This window comes from Planococcus sp. MSAK28401 (assembly GCF_018283455.1).
In the GTDB taxonomy this organism is placed as follows: Bacteria; Bacillota; Bacilli; order Bacillales_A; family Planococcaceae; genus Planococcus; species Planococcus alpniumensis.
The window spans coordinates 2,647,767-2,662,300 of the sequence record NZ_JAAMTH010000001.1 but is presented as its reverse complement, the minus strand read 5'-3'; the positions used below and the strand labels follow the sequence as shown (position 1 = coordinate 2,662,300).

Below are 14,534 nucleotides of genomic sequence, written 5' to 3'. Positions count from 1 at the left end.
GGAAGCGGGTTGAGACGATGGAAAAGCAGATGATGCAATGGCTGATGGTGTTCTTTGCGGCGATGGTCCTCACAGCTTGTGGAGGAACGGATACTCAAGCGCCGCCGGAGGCAGAAACAGAACAGGGCGATTCACCGGTCGATACGTCAGCGCAGGAAAATGCAGTCATGATTGCCAATGCCAAAACGCATGTCTATACGATTTATACCGATTTTGAGCAAGGGTCTGGCTTTTTATACAACGATCGAGGGGATATTTTGACCAATGCCCACGTTGTACGCGACGCGACGTTTATCGCACTCGTCAATAGCGACGGGCAAGAGTTCGCTGGCAAAGTGATCGGCATGTCGCTCGATGAAGATTTGGCGCTCGTTCGTGTAGAAGACCTCGCAGGAAAAGAGCCGCTGGAGCAGGAAACGGAACCGGTTGATGTCGGGGCGCCGGTCATCGCGATCGGCAGTCCTGAGAATGCAGCCAATACAGCGACTGAAGGGGAAATTACCGAGACCGGAGTTGATTTCTCGGAAGTCTTCGTCTACACGGATTTGTATGAAATGAATGCTTTGATCAAACAAGGCTCAAGCGGTGGGCCGCTTCTGGACGCAAGCTCTGGAAAAGTGCTCGGCATCAATTCGGTCATGCTTGAAGACAACCCCGAAATCGGCTATGCAATTCCGCTTTATTTGAAAAAGGACATGTTAGATGGCTGGGCCTCAAATCCAGATCCGCTTCCTGAGTCGGAATTGGTCGAACCATCCGTAAAAGATGCCTATTTTGACGAAGCGCTGTTGTCGAGTTTCATCGAAGCCTATTATGACTTGCTGCCATATTCGATGAATGATGGGGAACTGAATTATTATTCTTCCTATTTAGTGCCGGGAAGCCAGGCAGTTGAAGCGGTAGACAGCGTCGTGCAAGAGTATTCAGCAGATGGCCGCGTGTTCGATTCAGTCGTCCCGGAAGTCAGCTCCGTGGAAATCGAAGGCAACCGCGCGTATGTTGAAGCAGGCGCGGTGTTCAATTACCATGAAGCAGACGGTGAAACGGGAACGATCGACCACCGGCGACTCTACACCGTCGTGATTGATGAGTACGGGGATTATCAGATTGAATATGTCGAAGAATGATAAAGGGCCTTCTGTTGAAGGCTCTTTTTTGAAATCAATCAATTTAAATTGAGCAGATTTTGCGCTTTATCGGATGGCCATTAAAAAAATAGCCCTTGATGCGGCAATTTATATAGAAGAAAAACACTCTACTCTTGTACTTTACGAGTACTAAAGTGGAACTCAAAGAGGGGAAAGGATGTTGATGAAAACCGAATAGATGGAACTGGAAACAATTTCTACCCTCGGATCTACAGTAAGTGGAGCGGCTGCCAGCGCAAACTATGGTTCAGACAGACGAAAGGGGAATGAACATGCCCAAAACAAAATGGTTTCGGTTCTTGCTCAGCACGCTTTTGATCTTTGCCATCATTAACTTGGCAGTGCGTGTGCCTTTTGTGTTTTATCCAGTCGGTGTTGCGTTTTCTACCTTGATGCCGATTATCATCATCGGGGGAATCCTGTTTTATATCTTTAGGCCAATCGTCAAGCTATTATCCAGGAAGATGCCCCGTGTCGTGGCCATTCTGGTGATTTTCTTCGTTTTCCTGGCGCTGCTCGTCGGCTTTTCCTTATGGATTGGCCCGCTGATTTTCCGGCAGATCCAATCCTTGACCGAAAACTTTCCGTCGATCGTAAGAGAAGTTCAAAATCAATCGAATAGGGCCTTATCCAGTCAATGGTGGAGCTATATTCAAGAACAGGATTTTCTGCCTGGCTTGAATCCGGACGCCATAGCCGCGAATTTCCGGAACGCACTGACGGGCATCGGTTCGAATATCCTGAGTTTTACCGGTGTGCTCGTCAGCGCCTTGACTTCACTTATCGTCGTGCCGTTTGTCCTGTTCTTTTTATTGAAAGACGGCGATAAATTGCCGGCTAGCTTCCTCAAATTATTGCCGCAGGATTCACGGACTGAAGGCGCCAAAATCCTTCATGATATGGACGAAAACCTCAGTGCCTATATTCAAGGGCAGGCGACCGTCAGTTTATTCGTCGGGGTGCTGAGCTATATCACGTACCTGATCCTTGGTGTGGATTATGCCATTATCCTGGCATTGGTGGCGACATTTGCAAATGTCAGCCCTTTTGTCGGGCCGATTATCGGGGCCGTCCCGGCGATTGTCGTGGCATTCTTCCAGGAACCAATCCTCGGCTTATGGGTGCTGATCGCCATTATTATCATCCAGCAAGTCGAAAGCAATCTCATCTCGCCCAATATCATGGGTAAGAAACTATCGGGGCATCCGGTAACCATCATTTTCCTGTTGTATATCGGGGGCAACTTGGCCGGCCTCATCGGCATGATCTTGGTCATCCCAACTTACGCTGTAGGAAAAGCAGTAGTCCAAAACCTTTACCGTCTCATCCATCTGCGCTACCCGGCGATGAGGTAGGGGATGTGGGCATTTCTTGATTAATTTCAGCGATTAAGAGCTATTTTGTTATCACGACAAGTTACTTTGGCGCGTGCCACAAGGTTCAAAACAGATTAAAAGCCACTTGGCTCTGGAGTCAGGTTGCTTTTCACAGCAGTTAGAATTACTTGGCTTGATGTATACTTGGAAAAAAGCTTCAAACAGAGATAGTCTGCAAAGAAGCTGGTTTATGCGAAACGAGGGAAAATTATGGGGATGGATTATCGCTGGGAAGCCATTGATGCTCTTGAAGTAGAGGAAAAGTATGCAGAAGCATTAACGCTGATGGTCATCGAATGGGAAAAGCGTCCTGAAGATTTGAAAGTGGTCATCCGGTTAGGGTTTCTTTGTTGGTATTTAATCGTGGAAGCGGGTGTACTTGGAGATGATGGCTTGGATGCGCACGGCATCACGGAATGCGAAAAATTATTTTCTGAACTGGCTCATTTTGGACAGGTGACATTTCCGGATGATCGGGAATTTTTATGGACGTTTGGCTATATGATTTCACTATTTCCCGAGTTTTTTGATTTGTCCGCCCTGATAGCTGCTGGAAATTACGGAGAAGATCAATACGAACTCGGAGAAAAGATGATTGAAAGGTCATATACACTGCAACCTGAGGATAAAATTATCCAATTAATTTATCTTTACAATGGCCCTGCGCTGACCAAATCACAAGAATACAGGGAATTATGTGAAGAGGTAGCGTTACAGTTGCCATTTAAATTCCAAGGCAAAGGTGAAATGCAGCAATATTTTAGGGAAGTCTTGAACCGGACAAATTCCGACTATGACTGACCCGTCCTATACACGACCACGAACTCACCAATCCAACTAAGCGATAGAACCAAAGTGGACGAACTTTTCAAAGACACTTACTTGCACATTCGAAATTCCAATGAATTGTAAAAGCAGCCACGCGCTTAAGGGTGAAGCGAAGCCAGAAGATGGCAAACTTCGCATACTCCACTAGATTGGGACATGAACACACAACCTTGCTCCCACATCTGCAAAAGCAGATGCGTCGCAAATGAATTGGCTCAACTGCCTTTCGCCAATTCATTGGCTTACTGCGAAAGCTCAACACCAAGCGTGGCTGCGGATAGCTGGCAGACGAACCGGGCAAGCTAATTCTAATTAAACAATTAGACTCTTGCAATCCCAAATTCAAAAAGTTTTGAATTCGGAAGCCAGCTATGGTATTCTATTGCCGACAATAAAAAAATATCGCTATTCCACTAGGGGAGCCATGTTGGCTGAGACGGACAAGAGTCCGGACCCTTTGAACCTGATCTGGATTATACCAGCGTAGGGAAGTGGGCGAATTGTGAGCATTTCTCCAATTTCTTCAGCTGACCTTTATCGCCGCTTCCTTACCTGGGAAGCGGTGTTTTATTTTGCCCAAAAAAGGAGAGAGCGACATGACATTTTGTAAAGAAGTCCGGTTGGAATGTGCAGATTTATGGGACGCCAGTTTTGAACACCCATTTGTAAAAGGCATCGCGAAAGGCGATTTACCGCTCGATGTTTTTAAATTCTACGTCATGCAAGACGCTTATTACCTGACCCATTTCGCGAAAGTGCAATCACTGGGCGCAGTGAAAGCGAAAGATTTGAAAACGACGCAGTCATTTGCGCATCACGCTGAACAGACTTGCGCCGCGGAACTCGCGCTTCATGAATCGTTTATGGAATTGCTTGGGGTGACTGAGGAAGATTGGAAGCTATTCGAACCCTCGCCGCATGCCTATGCATACGTTTCGCATATGTACCGCTCCGCAGAAGGCGATCTTGCAGATGTGCTCGCGGCCTTGCTTCCGTGTTATTGGCTTTATTACGAAATCGGCGAACGTTTGAAGACGGCGACGCCGGAAGAACCGATTTATCAGAAATGGATCGGCACATACGGCTCCGAATGGTTCGGGGAACTGGTCAATGAACAGATCAATCGGATGGACCATTTAGCTGAGGGCTTGCCGGAAGAGCGGCGCAAGGAATTGAAAACGCGCTTTATGAGAAGCAGCTATTACGAATGGCAGTTCTGGCAGCAGGCATGGACGATGGAAACTTGGGAACTGCCCGCGAAAAAGGAGAGTGTCCACCATGCTTAGGGAATTGCGCGCACGAAAACCATTGATTCACTGCATCACCAATCACGTCGTCTCGAATTTTCAGGCAAATGGCTTGCTCGCACTCGGCGTCTCGCCGGTCATGGGCGACGAACAACAGGAAGTGGCCGAACTCACAGGACACGCCGATGCCCTGTCACTCAACATTGGCACGATCACAGAACGCTCTTTTGAAAGCATGCTCATCGCAGGACGCGCCGCCATGGAAAAAGGCATCCCGATTGTGTTGGATCCGGTCGGTGCCGGCGCGACAGCTTATCGTTTGCAAGCCGTAAAACGATTGCTGACGGAACTGGATATCACGCTAATCCGCTGCAATGCTGGCGAACTCGCGGCTATCGCAGGAGCCGACTGGCAAGCGCGCGGTGTCGATGCTGGAGAAGGCCAAGGAGATTTGGAGACAATCGCTAAACAAGTGGCTGATGAATATCAAATAATTGTCGCGGTAACAGGCACAAACGATTTGGTAACAGACGGCGAACGGACCGAGCACATCACAGGCGGAGACCCGTTGATGGCGTCGGTTACTGGAATGGGTTGTTTGCTCAGTGCGGTGCTTGCGGCATTTTTAACGGACGAAGAATCTACCCCGCTTGATGCGCTTGCATATGGTTTGCAGATTTATGCGAATGCAGGAAGCCGTGCATCGAAAATCGCCTTGAACCCGGGAACTTTCCAAATGGCCTTTTTGGACGAGCTATCGAAACGACAGGAGGCGGCACTTTATGGACGCTAAAGCGCAAGTATTGACGATCGCAGGATCTGATTCAGGCGGTGGAGCGGGGATACAGGCGGATTTGAAAACATTCCAGGAACTCGGCGCATTCGGCTGTTCTGCAGTAACGGCGGTGACCGCCCAAAACACGCAGGGCGTTCACGGTATTTACCCGATGGACCGGCAAGCGGTCAAAGAGCAGCTCGATGCAATCGGGACAGATTTCGACATCCGTGCGCTCAAGACCGGCATGCTGTTTGATGCCGGTATCATCGAAGAAACGGCACAAGGCATCAAGCGCTATGGCTGGGAGCGCCTTGTTATTGATCCTGTCATGATCGCAAAAGGCGGTGCTTCTTTATTGCAGCAGGAAGCGGTCGAAGCAATCAAGACAATGCTCGTCCCGCTCGCTGCCATCATTACGCCGAACATCCCGGAAGCGGAAGCATTGAGCGGCATAGACATTACAGACGATGCGTCACGCAGAAAGGCGGCGGAAGCGATTTTATCGCTCGGTGCGGAAGCTGTGGTCATCAAAGGCGGCCATAGCAGTGACCCTGACGTTGCAGAAGACTTTTATCTAGATCAGCAAGGCATGGTGATCTTGCTACGCGCGGAGCGTCTCCAAACAGAACAAACGCATGGCACAGGCTGTACTTTTTCAGCAGCATTGACAGCTGAACTCGGCAAAGGCAAGCCAGTAGAAGAAGCCTTTTTCACGGCCAAGGAATTTATCCAGGCAGCACTCGCGTATCCGCTTAACATCGGCCATGGCCATGGCCCGACGCATCATGCGGCGTACAAAGAATCTATCGAAAAGGAAGTGGTTCATCTTGTTCGGGAATCCAGCGATTTATTTTCTAATGGGTACGACAAACGCCGGTACTAAAGAGCCGCTCGTGTTGCTTGAAGAAGCGCTTCAAGGCGGCATCACCCATTTCCAGCTGCGCGAAAAAGGGAGTGGCGCATTAACGGGCGATGCGCTTGTGGAGTTCGCTGCAAAATGCAAAGGACTATGCCGTGAGTACGATGTGCCGCTGTTCATCAATGACGATGTTGAACTCGCCTGCACGATCGAAGCGGACGGCATCCATATCGGGCAAGACGATATGGACTGTGGACAGGTGAGAAAACAAATCGGCGCGTCGATGGCTCTTGGCGTTTCAGTGCATTCAGTCAAAGAAGCGAACGAAGCGCTGACGTGCGGCGCTACCTATCTCGGAATGGGGCCGGTATTTGGCACGCGCACAAAAAGCGATGCGAAACTACCGGCGGGTGTCGCTGAAATCATTAAAGTGAAAGCTCAATATCCGCACGTACCCGTCATCGGCATCGGCGGCATCGAACCGGGCAACGCTGAAATGGTCTGGCGTGCAGGCGTATCGGGCATCGCCGTTATTTCTTCAATAGCACAGGCACAAGATGTCGCAGGACAAATCGAACGGTTCAAACAATCGATTCCGGGGAGACAGGTCGGATGAATACGAAAAAACTTGTGCTCATGGCGATGTTCGTCGCACTCGCCGTCGCAGGATCTGCATTCGTCTGGTTCCCGGCAGGCATCGCTCGCGCCTATCCGGTGCAGCATGCCATCAATGTCATCGCAGCTGTCGTCTTCGGTCCAGGGCCTGCGGTCGTCATCGCTTTATTGACCGGTGCGGTTCGCGTCTTGACGGGGACCGGCTCGCTGCTCGCGTTTCCGGGAGGCATGATCGGTGCCTTGCTTGCTGGTGTCTTTTACCGCTACAGCGGACGGCTCAGTTTTGCAGCAGCCGGTGAAATTCTCGGAACCGGCATTATCGCATCACTTGTTGCAGTACCTTACGCACGTGTTCTGATGGGAACCGAAGTCGGCGCCTTGTTCTTCATGCCACCATTTCTCGTATCGAGCATCAGCGGGGCGGTGCTTGGCGTGGTGTTAGTGTACCGTTTGGAGAAAACGAAAAGCAGTAAATTATTGGCGTAAAAGAAAGAGTTAGAAAACCGCATTTTCCGAAGCTTATCGCTCGCTTTCCGTGGGCTCGCGCCCAAGCCTCCTCAGTCGCTGTGCGCCTTGCGGGGTCTCGGTCGTCTCGCTGATCCACTGGAAAGATAAGGTCGACCTACGGGAGACATTATCTTTGCGAAAGTAATGCGCAGCATTATTGAGCAGAAGGGTTTACGAGCGAACACTTCTCCAAATACTCAGATAGGTCATTGATTTTTTAGTATCAAAAAGATGTCCCCCTTTTAATATATGACTGATTAATAAACTTCTTTAATAATTTGGAAAGGGTCGGCTCACAAAGCCGATCCTTATTTACGTCAACAAATCCTTATACTTGAACTATGAAAACTATTATAGTATTATTAGTTTTCACAAGGGGGTTCGGCTGTGAAAAATCGGATTATACAGGCGTTTATCGAAGAAACGAGAAACAACGGCATCAAATTTACGATGGATGATTTGGCAAAACGGCTGGGCATCAGCAAGCGCACCTTGTATGAGAACTTCTCATCCAAGCTGGAAATTCTGGAAACGATCATCGACCAGGCCTTTTCGGAGTACGAACAGCGTGCGCGTGTTATCCGAGAAGACGAAACCCTCGACTTGCAGGAAAAAATCCATCAACTCATCGTCATGATTCCGAACCATAATGACTTTTTCGATTTGCGCGTTTTGGAGCAATTAAAGCGTTATTACCCGGAACAATGGCAGCGGGTCGATCGGGAAATGAACCAATGGGATGACTTAAAGCAATTGCTTGAAGAAGGCATGGAAACCGGCCTGATCAAACAACAGAACATCGACCTGTTAATGAAAATGATTTTGAACGTCGTCAATATTTCCTTGGATCAGCAATTCTTCTCGGAACAAAGCATTTCCATCAAGGAAGCGGTTGAAACGATGAGTGAATTATTATTGGACGGGTTCGTCAAAAACGAATAGAGAAAATGCTGGCTAACCAAAGCCAGTATTTCTTCGGACTTAAAAAACTAAAAAAACAAATATAGTTTTCAATGTTTTAGAAAGCAAGGAGGCAATTCAATATGGCACAACAATCTATTCACCGTCTCGATACCGAATCAGTCGGAAAGGCATTTATCCGCTATTTGGTGCCTTCGACCATCGGCATGCTGCTGATGGCCATCAATATCGTTGCGGACGGCATCATGGTCGGCAATCGCCTCGGGCCGGTCGCGCTGGGCGGCGTTGGCATCGCGGCACCGGTCTATACTTTATTCGTCGCGATGTCGCTATGGATCGGCATCGGCGGCGCCACGAGATTTTCTGCTCTCATGGGGGCGAAGCGGACAGAGGAGGCGAGAATCGTCTTTTCGCACGCGATGGCCTCGATTTTTGCGGTGACGCTCATCATCGGCCTCGTAGCATTTCCGTTTCGGACAGAACTTGCTTACCTGCTCGGGGCGAATGCGGAAACCTATCCATACGTCTCCGATTATTTATACTTGATGCTGTTGTTCGGCTTTGTCTTTACGATGGAAAATGCCCTCAGCATCATGGTGCGCAATGACGGCAGCCCGAACCTCGCGATGGTGTCGCTCATCACGACGTCCTTATTGAACATCGGCTTGAATTATGTGTTCTTGTTTGTGTTGGATTTCGGTGTCAAGGGTGCGGCGGCTGCGACCTTGCTCGCTGCATTTGTCGGCATGCTTGTCTTGTGTACGCATTTCTTTAAAAAGAGCAATCAATTGCGCTTTGCCCGGTTCAAGCCGAACCGCAAATTACTGCTCTTGATTCTAGTGATCGGCTTTCCGAGCTTCTTGGCGGAAGTCGGCATGTCGGTGTTCACCATTTCGCATAATAATGTCTTTGAACGCCTGGCAGGAACGGAAGGCGTTGCGGCATTCGCGATTCTCAACTACGTCCACAGCGTTATGTTACTCGCATTTCTTGGGATGGGTTCGGCTATCCAGCCGCTGGTCAGTTATTACAGCGGGGCTAAAGACCAGGCGAAGATCAAGAAGACACTGCAATTGGCGATCGGGACGGCGTTTGTGGCAGGTTTGTTGTTCTTCCTCTTCGGGCAATTCTTTGCCGCGACCATCGCCAGCGTATTCGGTGATTTCCCGGACGCCGTGATGAATCTCGCGACTTCCGGCATCCAGCTGTTCTTTATTGCGTATTTGTTCATGGGCACCAATTTCGTCATGATGACTTATTATCAATCAACCGGCGAAATCCGCATGGCGACATGGATCACCGCAGCGCGTGAAATTGTTGTGCTGTTAATCTTGCTAAGCATCTTGCCCGTGTTTTTCGGCGTGACGGGCGCGTGGCTTGCGATTCCGTTATCGGAATTGATTGTGCTATTGACGATCGTTTATTATCGAATGAGGCAAAAAAAGAAAACACAGTTCACTGCGGATATGACGGCGCAATATAAATAACCGATTCCAATAGGTCAGGGGAAAATGAGATGCAACTAGCAAAACAGCTGTTTCAAGTAAAAGGCTTAGATTATTGCATACGGAGTGCAGAGATCCGTGACGCAGCGCAACTAGAGAAAGTCCGTTTACAAATCGATGGCGAGACGGAAAATATGGACCGCGAGCGGGGAGAAGCTTACTTGGATGCAGCGGCATTCGAACGGCTCATCGAAGAAGATGCAAAAAGCAGCCGGAATTTGTTTCTCGTAGCCGATGTGGACGGGCAGATTGCCGGGTTTTCCAGATGTGAAGGAAACGCGCTGAACCGAACCAAACATCAAGTGGAGTTCGGTGTCGGAGTGCTCCAAAAATTCTGGGGCTATCGCATCGGCCGTAAGCTGTTGGAGTCATCGATTCACTGGGCGGATGCACAAGAAATCAAGAAAATGAATTTAAAAGTACTTGAACGAAATGAAAAAGCCATTGAGCTGTATGCAAAATGCGGCTTTAAAGTGGAAGGCACGCTGAAAATGGACAAGCGCTTAGCGGATGGAAACTATTACGATACCGTAGTGATGGGGCGGATCCGTTAACTAAAAAACACGATAAAAGGCCGTGTTTACGCGAAAGCGCAGACACGGCCTTTTTTATTTCCTTGCTTTGATGATAAAACTCGTCGGGAATTTCTGTGCTTTATAGAGCGAGTAATAACGGTCGGACACTTCCGGCTCTATATCCTTCAAGTCGTGCGGAACATCCGGTTCGACCACTTGTTCGATCGAAAAACCGGCTTTCACCAAGGCGTTCAAATACGTGCTGAACTTGCGCTTCGGAATGGTCATCGGCGCATCTTCACCTTTAAAATTGGCATAATGCATGCTGCCTTCTTCCTGGTATGAACCGTTCAGTGAAACCAGCCCATCTTCGCTTTTCAAATGCACATACAGCGGGTGGTCCCAACTGAAGACGAACGAACCGCCTGGCCGTAAATAGGAATAGATCAATTCGAACGTACGGTCGAGATCCACCGTCCAGCCGATCGCATAAATCGAGTAGACAATATCGAAATAGGCTTCCGGCAGCCCAATATCTTCTTCCATCGCAGCGCAATAGAGCTGGGCATCTAAACCACTTAACATTTCAGTGGCCCGTTCGATTTGCTTTTGGGACAAGTCGACGCCCCAAATATCTTTAGCCCCTTGCCTGTTCATGTAAAGCAAGGAATGGCCGCTGCCACAGCCGATGTCGAGTACATTTTTGCCTTCAATGGAATCGAATAACTTCAATTCCTCCTCACTTTGCGTAAATGGACCATAGCCGGGCAGCGCATCGACGCCGTTAAAATGCTCGGCGACCGTGTCCCAGCTCGTGCGATTTTGTTTCAGAATTTCTATATTCACTTAAACCCCTCCTGTCCTTTAATCATTCTCGGGAAGTGAAAGAATCTCCTTCTTGCCGAATAAAGAAGCAACGAATAATACGGGCTCGTTCAGGGTAAGGAAAGAGAAAGACTGTTAGCCAACGTGAGAAATGAGGGAATCACATGCCCATGATCTATCATGAAACGTATATGGAAGCACCGATCGAGCGCTGTTTCGATTTGGCCAGAAGCATTGACGTGCACATCGAAACCGTCTCGAAGACCAACGAACGCGCCATTGCCGGCACGACGAGTGGATTGATGGAACTCGGCGACTGGGTGACATGGAAAGCGACGCATCTCGGCGTCCGGCAAAAGCTCACATCGAAAATCACGGATATGGAGCGGCCTTACCGCTTCAGCGATGCCATGGTAAAAGGCGCTTTTCACTCCTTTCACCATACGCATGAATTTATCGAAAGCGGAAGCGGCACGCTGATGAAAGACTGGTTTGTCTACCGGGCGCCGTTTGGAATCATCGGAAAACTCGCCGATAAATTATTTCTTGAACGCCATATGGAAAAATTCCTGTCGACGCGCGCAGCCGAATTAAAGCGCATCGCTGAAAACCAATAAGCACAAAAAAATCCATCCGCAACGACTATGCGGATGGATTTTCTTCTGGAGAAATTTAGTTTTTCGTAAATTCCAATTTGTGATAGCGCAGAGCCTGGTCCAATTTATTGTAGACATCGATCTCGCCGAAGTTGACGCCTAATTGAATCGCAGTCTGGGCGATTTCAGGGCTGATGCCAGCAAGTGCAGTGCGCACGCCGATGATTTTCAAGCCTTCGATCAGCTGGAAGATCTGGTGGGCGACCATCGTATCGATGATCGGCACACCCGAAAGATCGATGAACAGTCGCTCGATCGATTTCTCATGGCATTGCTGAAGGACTTTCTCGAAGACGATTTTTGCACGGTATGTATTGATTTCGCCAATCAGCGGAAGCAATCCACTGTCTTTCGAAAGCAAGATGACCGGTGCGCTCATTTCGACGATCATTTCCTGTTGGGCATTCAAACGGCGCTCAGCCGCTTTCGTGTTTTGGTTGATAAACTCCAGAATGATGGCATTTGTCGTGTCAACCACGGCTTGGTTCCATGCATTCAGTTGGGCATGCGAAATGGTTTCTTCCTGCAATACCGCGAATTCTTCGATCAGCTCCAAGTATTGCTTTTGCGTGCGGAAGAATTCTTTGATGACCGAGTTGAACGGCGTCGATAAATGCGCTTCATCATTGGCAACGCGTACGATCCAGTCATTGAAAATCTCAATGCAATCGCTCTTCTCTTTGCTGAACGCCGTACAGAACAGCTCGTGGAACTCATAATTCTGTTGCTTCAGCTTTTCGATTGCTTGTGGTTCGGTTTCAGCGTAGACGCCACCCGCACTCTTATCGAGTGTTTCATACCATTGTTCAGTCAATCCCCTGGTTCTCTCAAGCAAAAAATCTTGCAATTCAACATTTTTGAACATTCGCTTCTTCTCCTCAATCGCACAATCATTCTTCAGTGAAAATTATGCATGAAATAAATAGTATGATTTCAAAATAGCAGTATTATATATACATATTATAGCAGTTGAAAAAAATATGCACGAAGTCTGATGTTGGAATTGCAGACAAATTTTTAATGAAGAGTAAAATTTACTATAAAATCAAGCCTCATGCTGCGCTTTTTGTTTTTGGACAAACGGCTTTTGTTCCAATATAGGGCCCAGTTGGAACAATAAGATACCTGCGCTGATCAAAAGAACGCCAAGCAGCGATTGCCAGGTGAACGGAACTTGCTCAAGCCCGAACCAGCCCGCCGTGTCCCACATCAACCCGAAGAAAATTTGCGATACCATAACAATCGAGATCGCGCGGCTCGGGCCCAATGCCTGGACGCCTTGCGTGACGCAAACGACTACCCCGACCCCGAGTACGCCGCTGAACCAAAACCACGGCTCTGCCTCGAAGCGGAATAAGCTCGTGCCATTAACAGCAAAGCCTGCGATAAACGAGCCGAAAAAACCGAGAAATAACACGAGTGCCGTCGTCGCCCAGACGCTGACGTGTTGTTTCACATTCGCATTGAATATATTTTGCAGGCAGACAAAAACGCCGCCTGAAAGAGCCAGTATAATGCCGAGAACTATGAGAGTTCCTCCTATTCGTATATATTATGGCCCGCCTGATTCAATAAAGCGTCCCGGTCGAGCAAATCGATCTTGCCGTTGTTGCGTTTGATCCAGCCGGATTGCTCAAATTTTTGAAGCACCCGGTTCAAATGGCGATAGCTCGTGCCGATCAAGTCCGCCATATCGACGAGCGACGGGGAGTCGAGCCTCGGTTTATCCGGCGTCATCGATAACAAATAACTCGCGACACGGACATCGACCGCATACAGCAAATTGAAATTCAATTCCTGCGCTTTCGTCACGAACTTGCGCGTAATCGTCTCCAACAGAAATTGCTGAAATAGGAAATTGTCGCTCATTTCATGATCTAATGCGCGATGCGGAACCCTCAGCAATACCAAATCCGTTACAGCTTCGACCGTATTGATGAACGGGCATTTCTGTACGTATTCGATATCGCCGACGATATCAAAAGGCGTTTTGAATGCCAAAATCAGTCGTTTGCCTTCTGGCGACAACATGGAAATCTTCAATTTGCCCTCTACAAGCAAGTACAAGGTGTCCGCGGTGTCACCTTGTGAGAACAATCTATGCCCAGCCGCATACCGTTCGATCTGCATCGAGTCGACGACGCCAGCAGGGAACAAATCTGCCAATTCATACTGCTGAAGATACTCATCAATTGCCTTCATGGTTTTTCCTCCTCACCATTTCAATACAAGGATGCCGGTAATCATCAATAACACGCCCGCAATTTGCGTCTTTCCGACATTCTTCTTCGCCATATCGAACCAGCCTTTGCCATCGATGACGATCGCCGCAATCAGCTGTGCAATAAGGAACATGCTGATCGTCAGCGTCACGCCCATGCGATGGACAGCGGTCATATTGCTGAACAAAATAAACGCCGCGAGCAAGCCGCCTGAGGCATATAGAGGGGAGACTTGTTTCAAATGTTTGATGGATGTGTCTTTCAATGCCAAAACGATTAAGATCGCCAGCACAAAGCCTGTCAACTGGGTCATCGCCGCCGCTTGCCAAGTTCCGATTTGGTCACTGATCGTCGCATTCGCCACGCTCTGGAAGGTCAGGAAAAACCCGCCCGCCAGCGCAAATAGAATTCCTTTCATCTAGTTCGCCGCCTTTCGTTAATATAAGGATAATCGGCATTTCAAACACACGGAAGGACATATGTCCCTATTGATGGAGATTTACAAATTCTAAAAGCTCAATGTTAAATACAG

Annotated in this window: 17 protein-coding genes and 1 riboswitch; of the genes, 12 read left to right on the top strand and 5 right to left on the bottom strand. The window is 48.6% G+C overall.

Annotated elements, in window-relative coordinates; translation table 11 throughout:
- Window positions 1-17: 17 nt before the first annotated feature.
- The 11 genes from G3255_RS13595 to G3255_RS13545 all read left to right on the top strand — a co-directional run bounded on the left by G3255_RS13595 (window position 18) and on the right by G3255_RS13545 (window position 10,338).
- Window positions 18-1,127, top strand: a complete 1,110-nt coding sequence (locus G3255_RS13595) for a S1C family serine protease (RefSeq protein WP_211654965.1) — start codon at window positions 18-20, stop codon at window positions 1,125-1,127.
- Between the two features lie 293 nt (window positions 1,128-1,420).
- Window positions 1,421-2,503 (top strand): AI-2E family transporter, encoded by a 1,083-nt coding sequence (locus tag G3255_RS13590; RefSeq protein WP_211654964.1) that lies wholly within the window; start codon window positions 1,421-1,423, stop codon window positions 2,501-2,503.
- 231 nt (window positions 2,504-2,734) lie between these two features.
- Window positions 2,735-3,325 (top strand): hypothetical protein, encoded by a 591-nt coding sequence (locus G3255_RS13585; protein WP_211654963.1) that lies wholly within the window; start codon window positions 2,735-2,737, stop codon window positions 3,323-3,325.
- 432 nt (window positions 3,326-3,757) lie between these two features.
- Window positions 3,758-3,859: riboswitch (TPP riboswitch) on the top strand.
- An 89-nt stretch (window positions 3,860-3,948) separates the two neighbouring features.
- Complete coding sequence (gene tenA, locus G3255_RS13580) at window positions 3,949-4,638, top strand: thiaminase II (protein ID WP_211654962.1); 690 nt, start codon at window positions 3,949-3,951, stop codon at window positions 4,636-4,638.
- Complete coding sequence (thiM, locus tag G3255_RS13575; RefSeq protein WP_211654961.1) at window positions 4,631-5,392, top strand: hydroxyethylthiazole kinase; 762 nt, start codon at window positions 4,631-4,633, stop codon at window positions 5,390-5,392. The genes tenA and thiM overlap by 8 nt, the downstream gene beginning before the upstream one ends.
- A complete protein-coding gene (gene thiD, locus G3255_RS13570) occupies window positions 5,382-6,260 on the top strand; it encodes a bifunctional hydroxymethylpyrimidine kinase/phosphomethylpyrimidine kinase (protein ID WP_211654960.1) in 879 nt (292 codons plus the stop codon). The genes thiM and thiD overlap by 11 nt, the downstream gene beginning before the upstream one ends.
- A complete protein-coding gene (gene thiE / locus G3255_RS13565) occupies window positions 6,235-6,852 on the top strand; it encodes a thiamine phosphate synthase (RefSeq protein WP_249222126.1) in 618 nt (205 codons plus the stop codon). Before thiD ends, thiE begins: the two co-directional genes overlap by 26 nt.
- Window positions 6,849-7,337 carry an energy coupling factor transporter S component ThiW gene (gene thiW / locus G3255_RS13560; protein WP_211654959.1) on the top strand — a complete coding sequence of 163 codons (489 nt, stop codon included), beginning with the start codon at window positions 6,849-6,851 and terminating at the stop codon, window positions 7,335-7,337. The genes thiE and thiW overlap by 4 nt, the downstream gene beginning before the upstream one ends.
- A gap of 408 nt (window positions 7,338-7,745) precedes the next feature.
- Window positions 7,746-8,300 (top strand): TetR/AcrR family transcriptional regulator, encoded by a 555-nt coding sequence (locus tag G3255_RS13555; RefSeq protein WP_211654958.1) that lies wholly within the window; start codon window positions 7,746-7,748, stop codon window positions 8,298-8,300.
- A gap of 101 nt (window positions 8,301-8,401) precedes the next feature.
- Window positions 8,402-9,766 (top strand): MATE family efflux transporter, encoded by a 1,365-nt coding sequence (locus G3255_RS13550; protein ID WP_211654957.1) that lies wholly within the window; start codon window positions 8,402-8,404, stop codon window positions 9,764-9,766.
- Between the two features lie 29 nt (window positions 9,767-9,795).
- Window positions 9,796-10,338 (top strand): GNAT family N-acetyltransferase, encoded by a 543-nt coding sequence (locus G3255_RS13545; protein WP_211654956.1) that lies wholly within the window; start codon window positions 9,796-9,798, stop codon window positions 10,336-10,338.
- A gap of 54 nt (window positions 10,339-10,392) precedes the next feature.
- Here the strand turns inward: G3255_RS13545 and G3255_RS13540 are convergent, their stop codons facing one another.
- Window positions 10,393-11,145, bottom strand: a complete 753-nt coding sequence (locus tag G3255_RS13540) for a class I SAM-dependent methyltransferase (RefSeq protein ID WP_211654955.1) — start codon at window positions 11,143-11,145, stop codon at window positions 10,393-10,395.
- Between the two features lie 143 nt (window positions 11,146-11,288).
- On the opposite strand from G3255_RS13540, the gene G3255_RS13535 reads away from it, so the two are divergent.
- On the top strand, window positions 11,289-11,741 hold the full coding sequence (locus G3255_RS13535) for an SRPBCC family protein (protein ID WP_211654954.1): 453 nt from the start codon (window positions 11,289-11,291) through the stop codon (window positions 11,739-11,741).
- Window positions 11,742-11,796: 55 nt separating this feature from the next.
- On the opposite strand, the gene G3255_RS13530 is transcribed toward G3255_RS13535, so the two are convergent.
- The 4 genes from G3255_RS13530 to G3255_RS13515 form a co-directional block, all read right to left on the bottom strand.
- A complete protein-coding gene (locus tag G3255_RS13530; protein ID WP_211654953.1) occupies window positions 11,797-12,645 on the bottom strand; it encodes an STAS domain-containing protein in 849 nt (282 codons plus the stop codon).
- Between the two features lie 180 nt (window positions 12,646-12,825).
- Complete coding sequence (locus tag G3255_RS13525; RefSeq protein ID WP_211655896.1) at window positions 12,826-13,308, bottom strand: DMT family transporter; 483 nt, start codon at window positions 13,306-13,308, stop codon at window positions 12,826-12,828.
- A gap of 11 nt (window positions 13,309-13,319) precedes the next feature.
- Entirely contained in the window at window positions 13,320-13,982 is a 663-nt protein-coding gene (locus G3255_RS13520) for a Crp/Fnr family transcriptional regulator (RefSeq protein ID WP_211654952.1), read from the bottom strand.
- Window positions 13,983-13,994: 12 nt separating this feature from the next.
- Window positions 13,995-14,420: a DMT family transporter gene (locus G3255_RS13515; protein ID WP_211654951.1), complete on the bottom strand. Its 426-nt coding sequence runs from the start codon at window positions 14,418-14,420 to the stop codon at window positions 13,995-13,997.
- Window positions 14,421-14,534: the final 114 nt, after the last annotated feature.

Excerpts from the sequence above, each read along its gene's own strand:
- G3255_RS13595 (WP_211654965.1), top strand. The coding sequence starts at position 18 with ATGGAAAAGCAGATGATGCAATGGCTGATGGTGTTCTTTGCGGCGATG.
- G3255_RS13590 (WP_211654964.1), top strand. The coding sequence starts at position 1,421 with ATGCCCAAAACAAAATGGTTTCGGTTCTTGCTCAGCACGCTTTTGATC.
- G3255_RS13585 (WP_211654963.1), top strand. The coding sequence starts at position 2,735 with ATGGGGATGGATTATCGCTGGGAAGCCATTGATGCTCTTGAAGTAGAG.
- tenA (WP_211654962.1), top strand. The coding sequence starts at position 3,949 with ATGACATTTTGTAAAGAAGTCCGGTTGGAATGTGCAGATTTATGGGAC.
- thiM (WP_211654961.1), top strand. The coding sequence starts at position 4,631 with ATGCTTAGGGAATTGCGCGCACGAAAACCATTGATTCACTGCATCACC.
- thiD (WP_211654960.1), top strand. The coding sequence starts at position 5,382 with ATGGACGCTAAAGCGCAAGTATTGACGATCGCAGGATCTGATTCAGGC.
- thiE (WP_249222126.1), top strand. The coding sequence starts at position 6,235 with ATGGGTACGACAAACGCCGGTACTAAAGAGCCGCTCGTGTTGCTTGAA.
- thiW (WP_211654959.1), top strand. The coding sequence starts at position 6,849 with ATGAATACGAAAAAACTTGTGCTCATGGCGATGTTCGTCGCACTCGCC.
- G3255_RS13550 (WP_211654957.1), top strand. The coding sequence starts at position 8,402 with ATGGCACAACAATCTATTCACCGTCTCGATACCGAATCAGTCGGAAAG.
- G3255_RS13545 (WP_211654956.1), top strand. The coding sequence starts at position 9,796 with ATGCAACTAGCAAAACAGCTGTTTCAAGTAAAAGGCTTAGATTATTGC.
- G3255_RS13535 (WP_211654954.1), top strand. The coding sequence starts at position 11,289 with ATGCCCATGATCTATCATGAAACGTATATGGAAGCACCGATCGAGCGC.
- G3255_RS13530 (WP_211654953.1), bottom strand. The coding sequence starts at position 12,645 with ATGTTCAAAAATGTTGAATTGCAAGATTTTTTGCTTGAGAGAACCAGG.
- G3255_RS13520 (WP_211654952.1), bottom strand. The coding sequence starts at position 13,982 with ATGAAGGCAATTGATGAGTATCTTCAGCAGTATGAATTGGCAGATTTG.
- G3255_RS13515 (WP_211654951.1), bottom strand. The coding sequence starts at position 14,420 with ATGAAAGGAATTCTATTTGCGCTGGCGGGCGGGTTTTTCCTGACCTTC.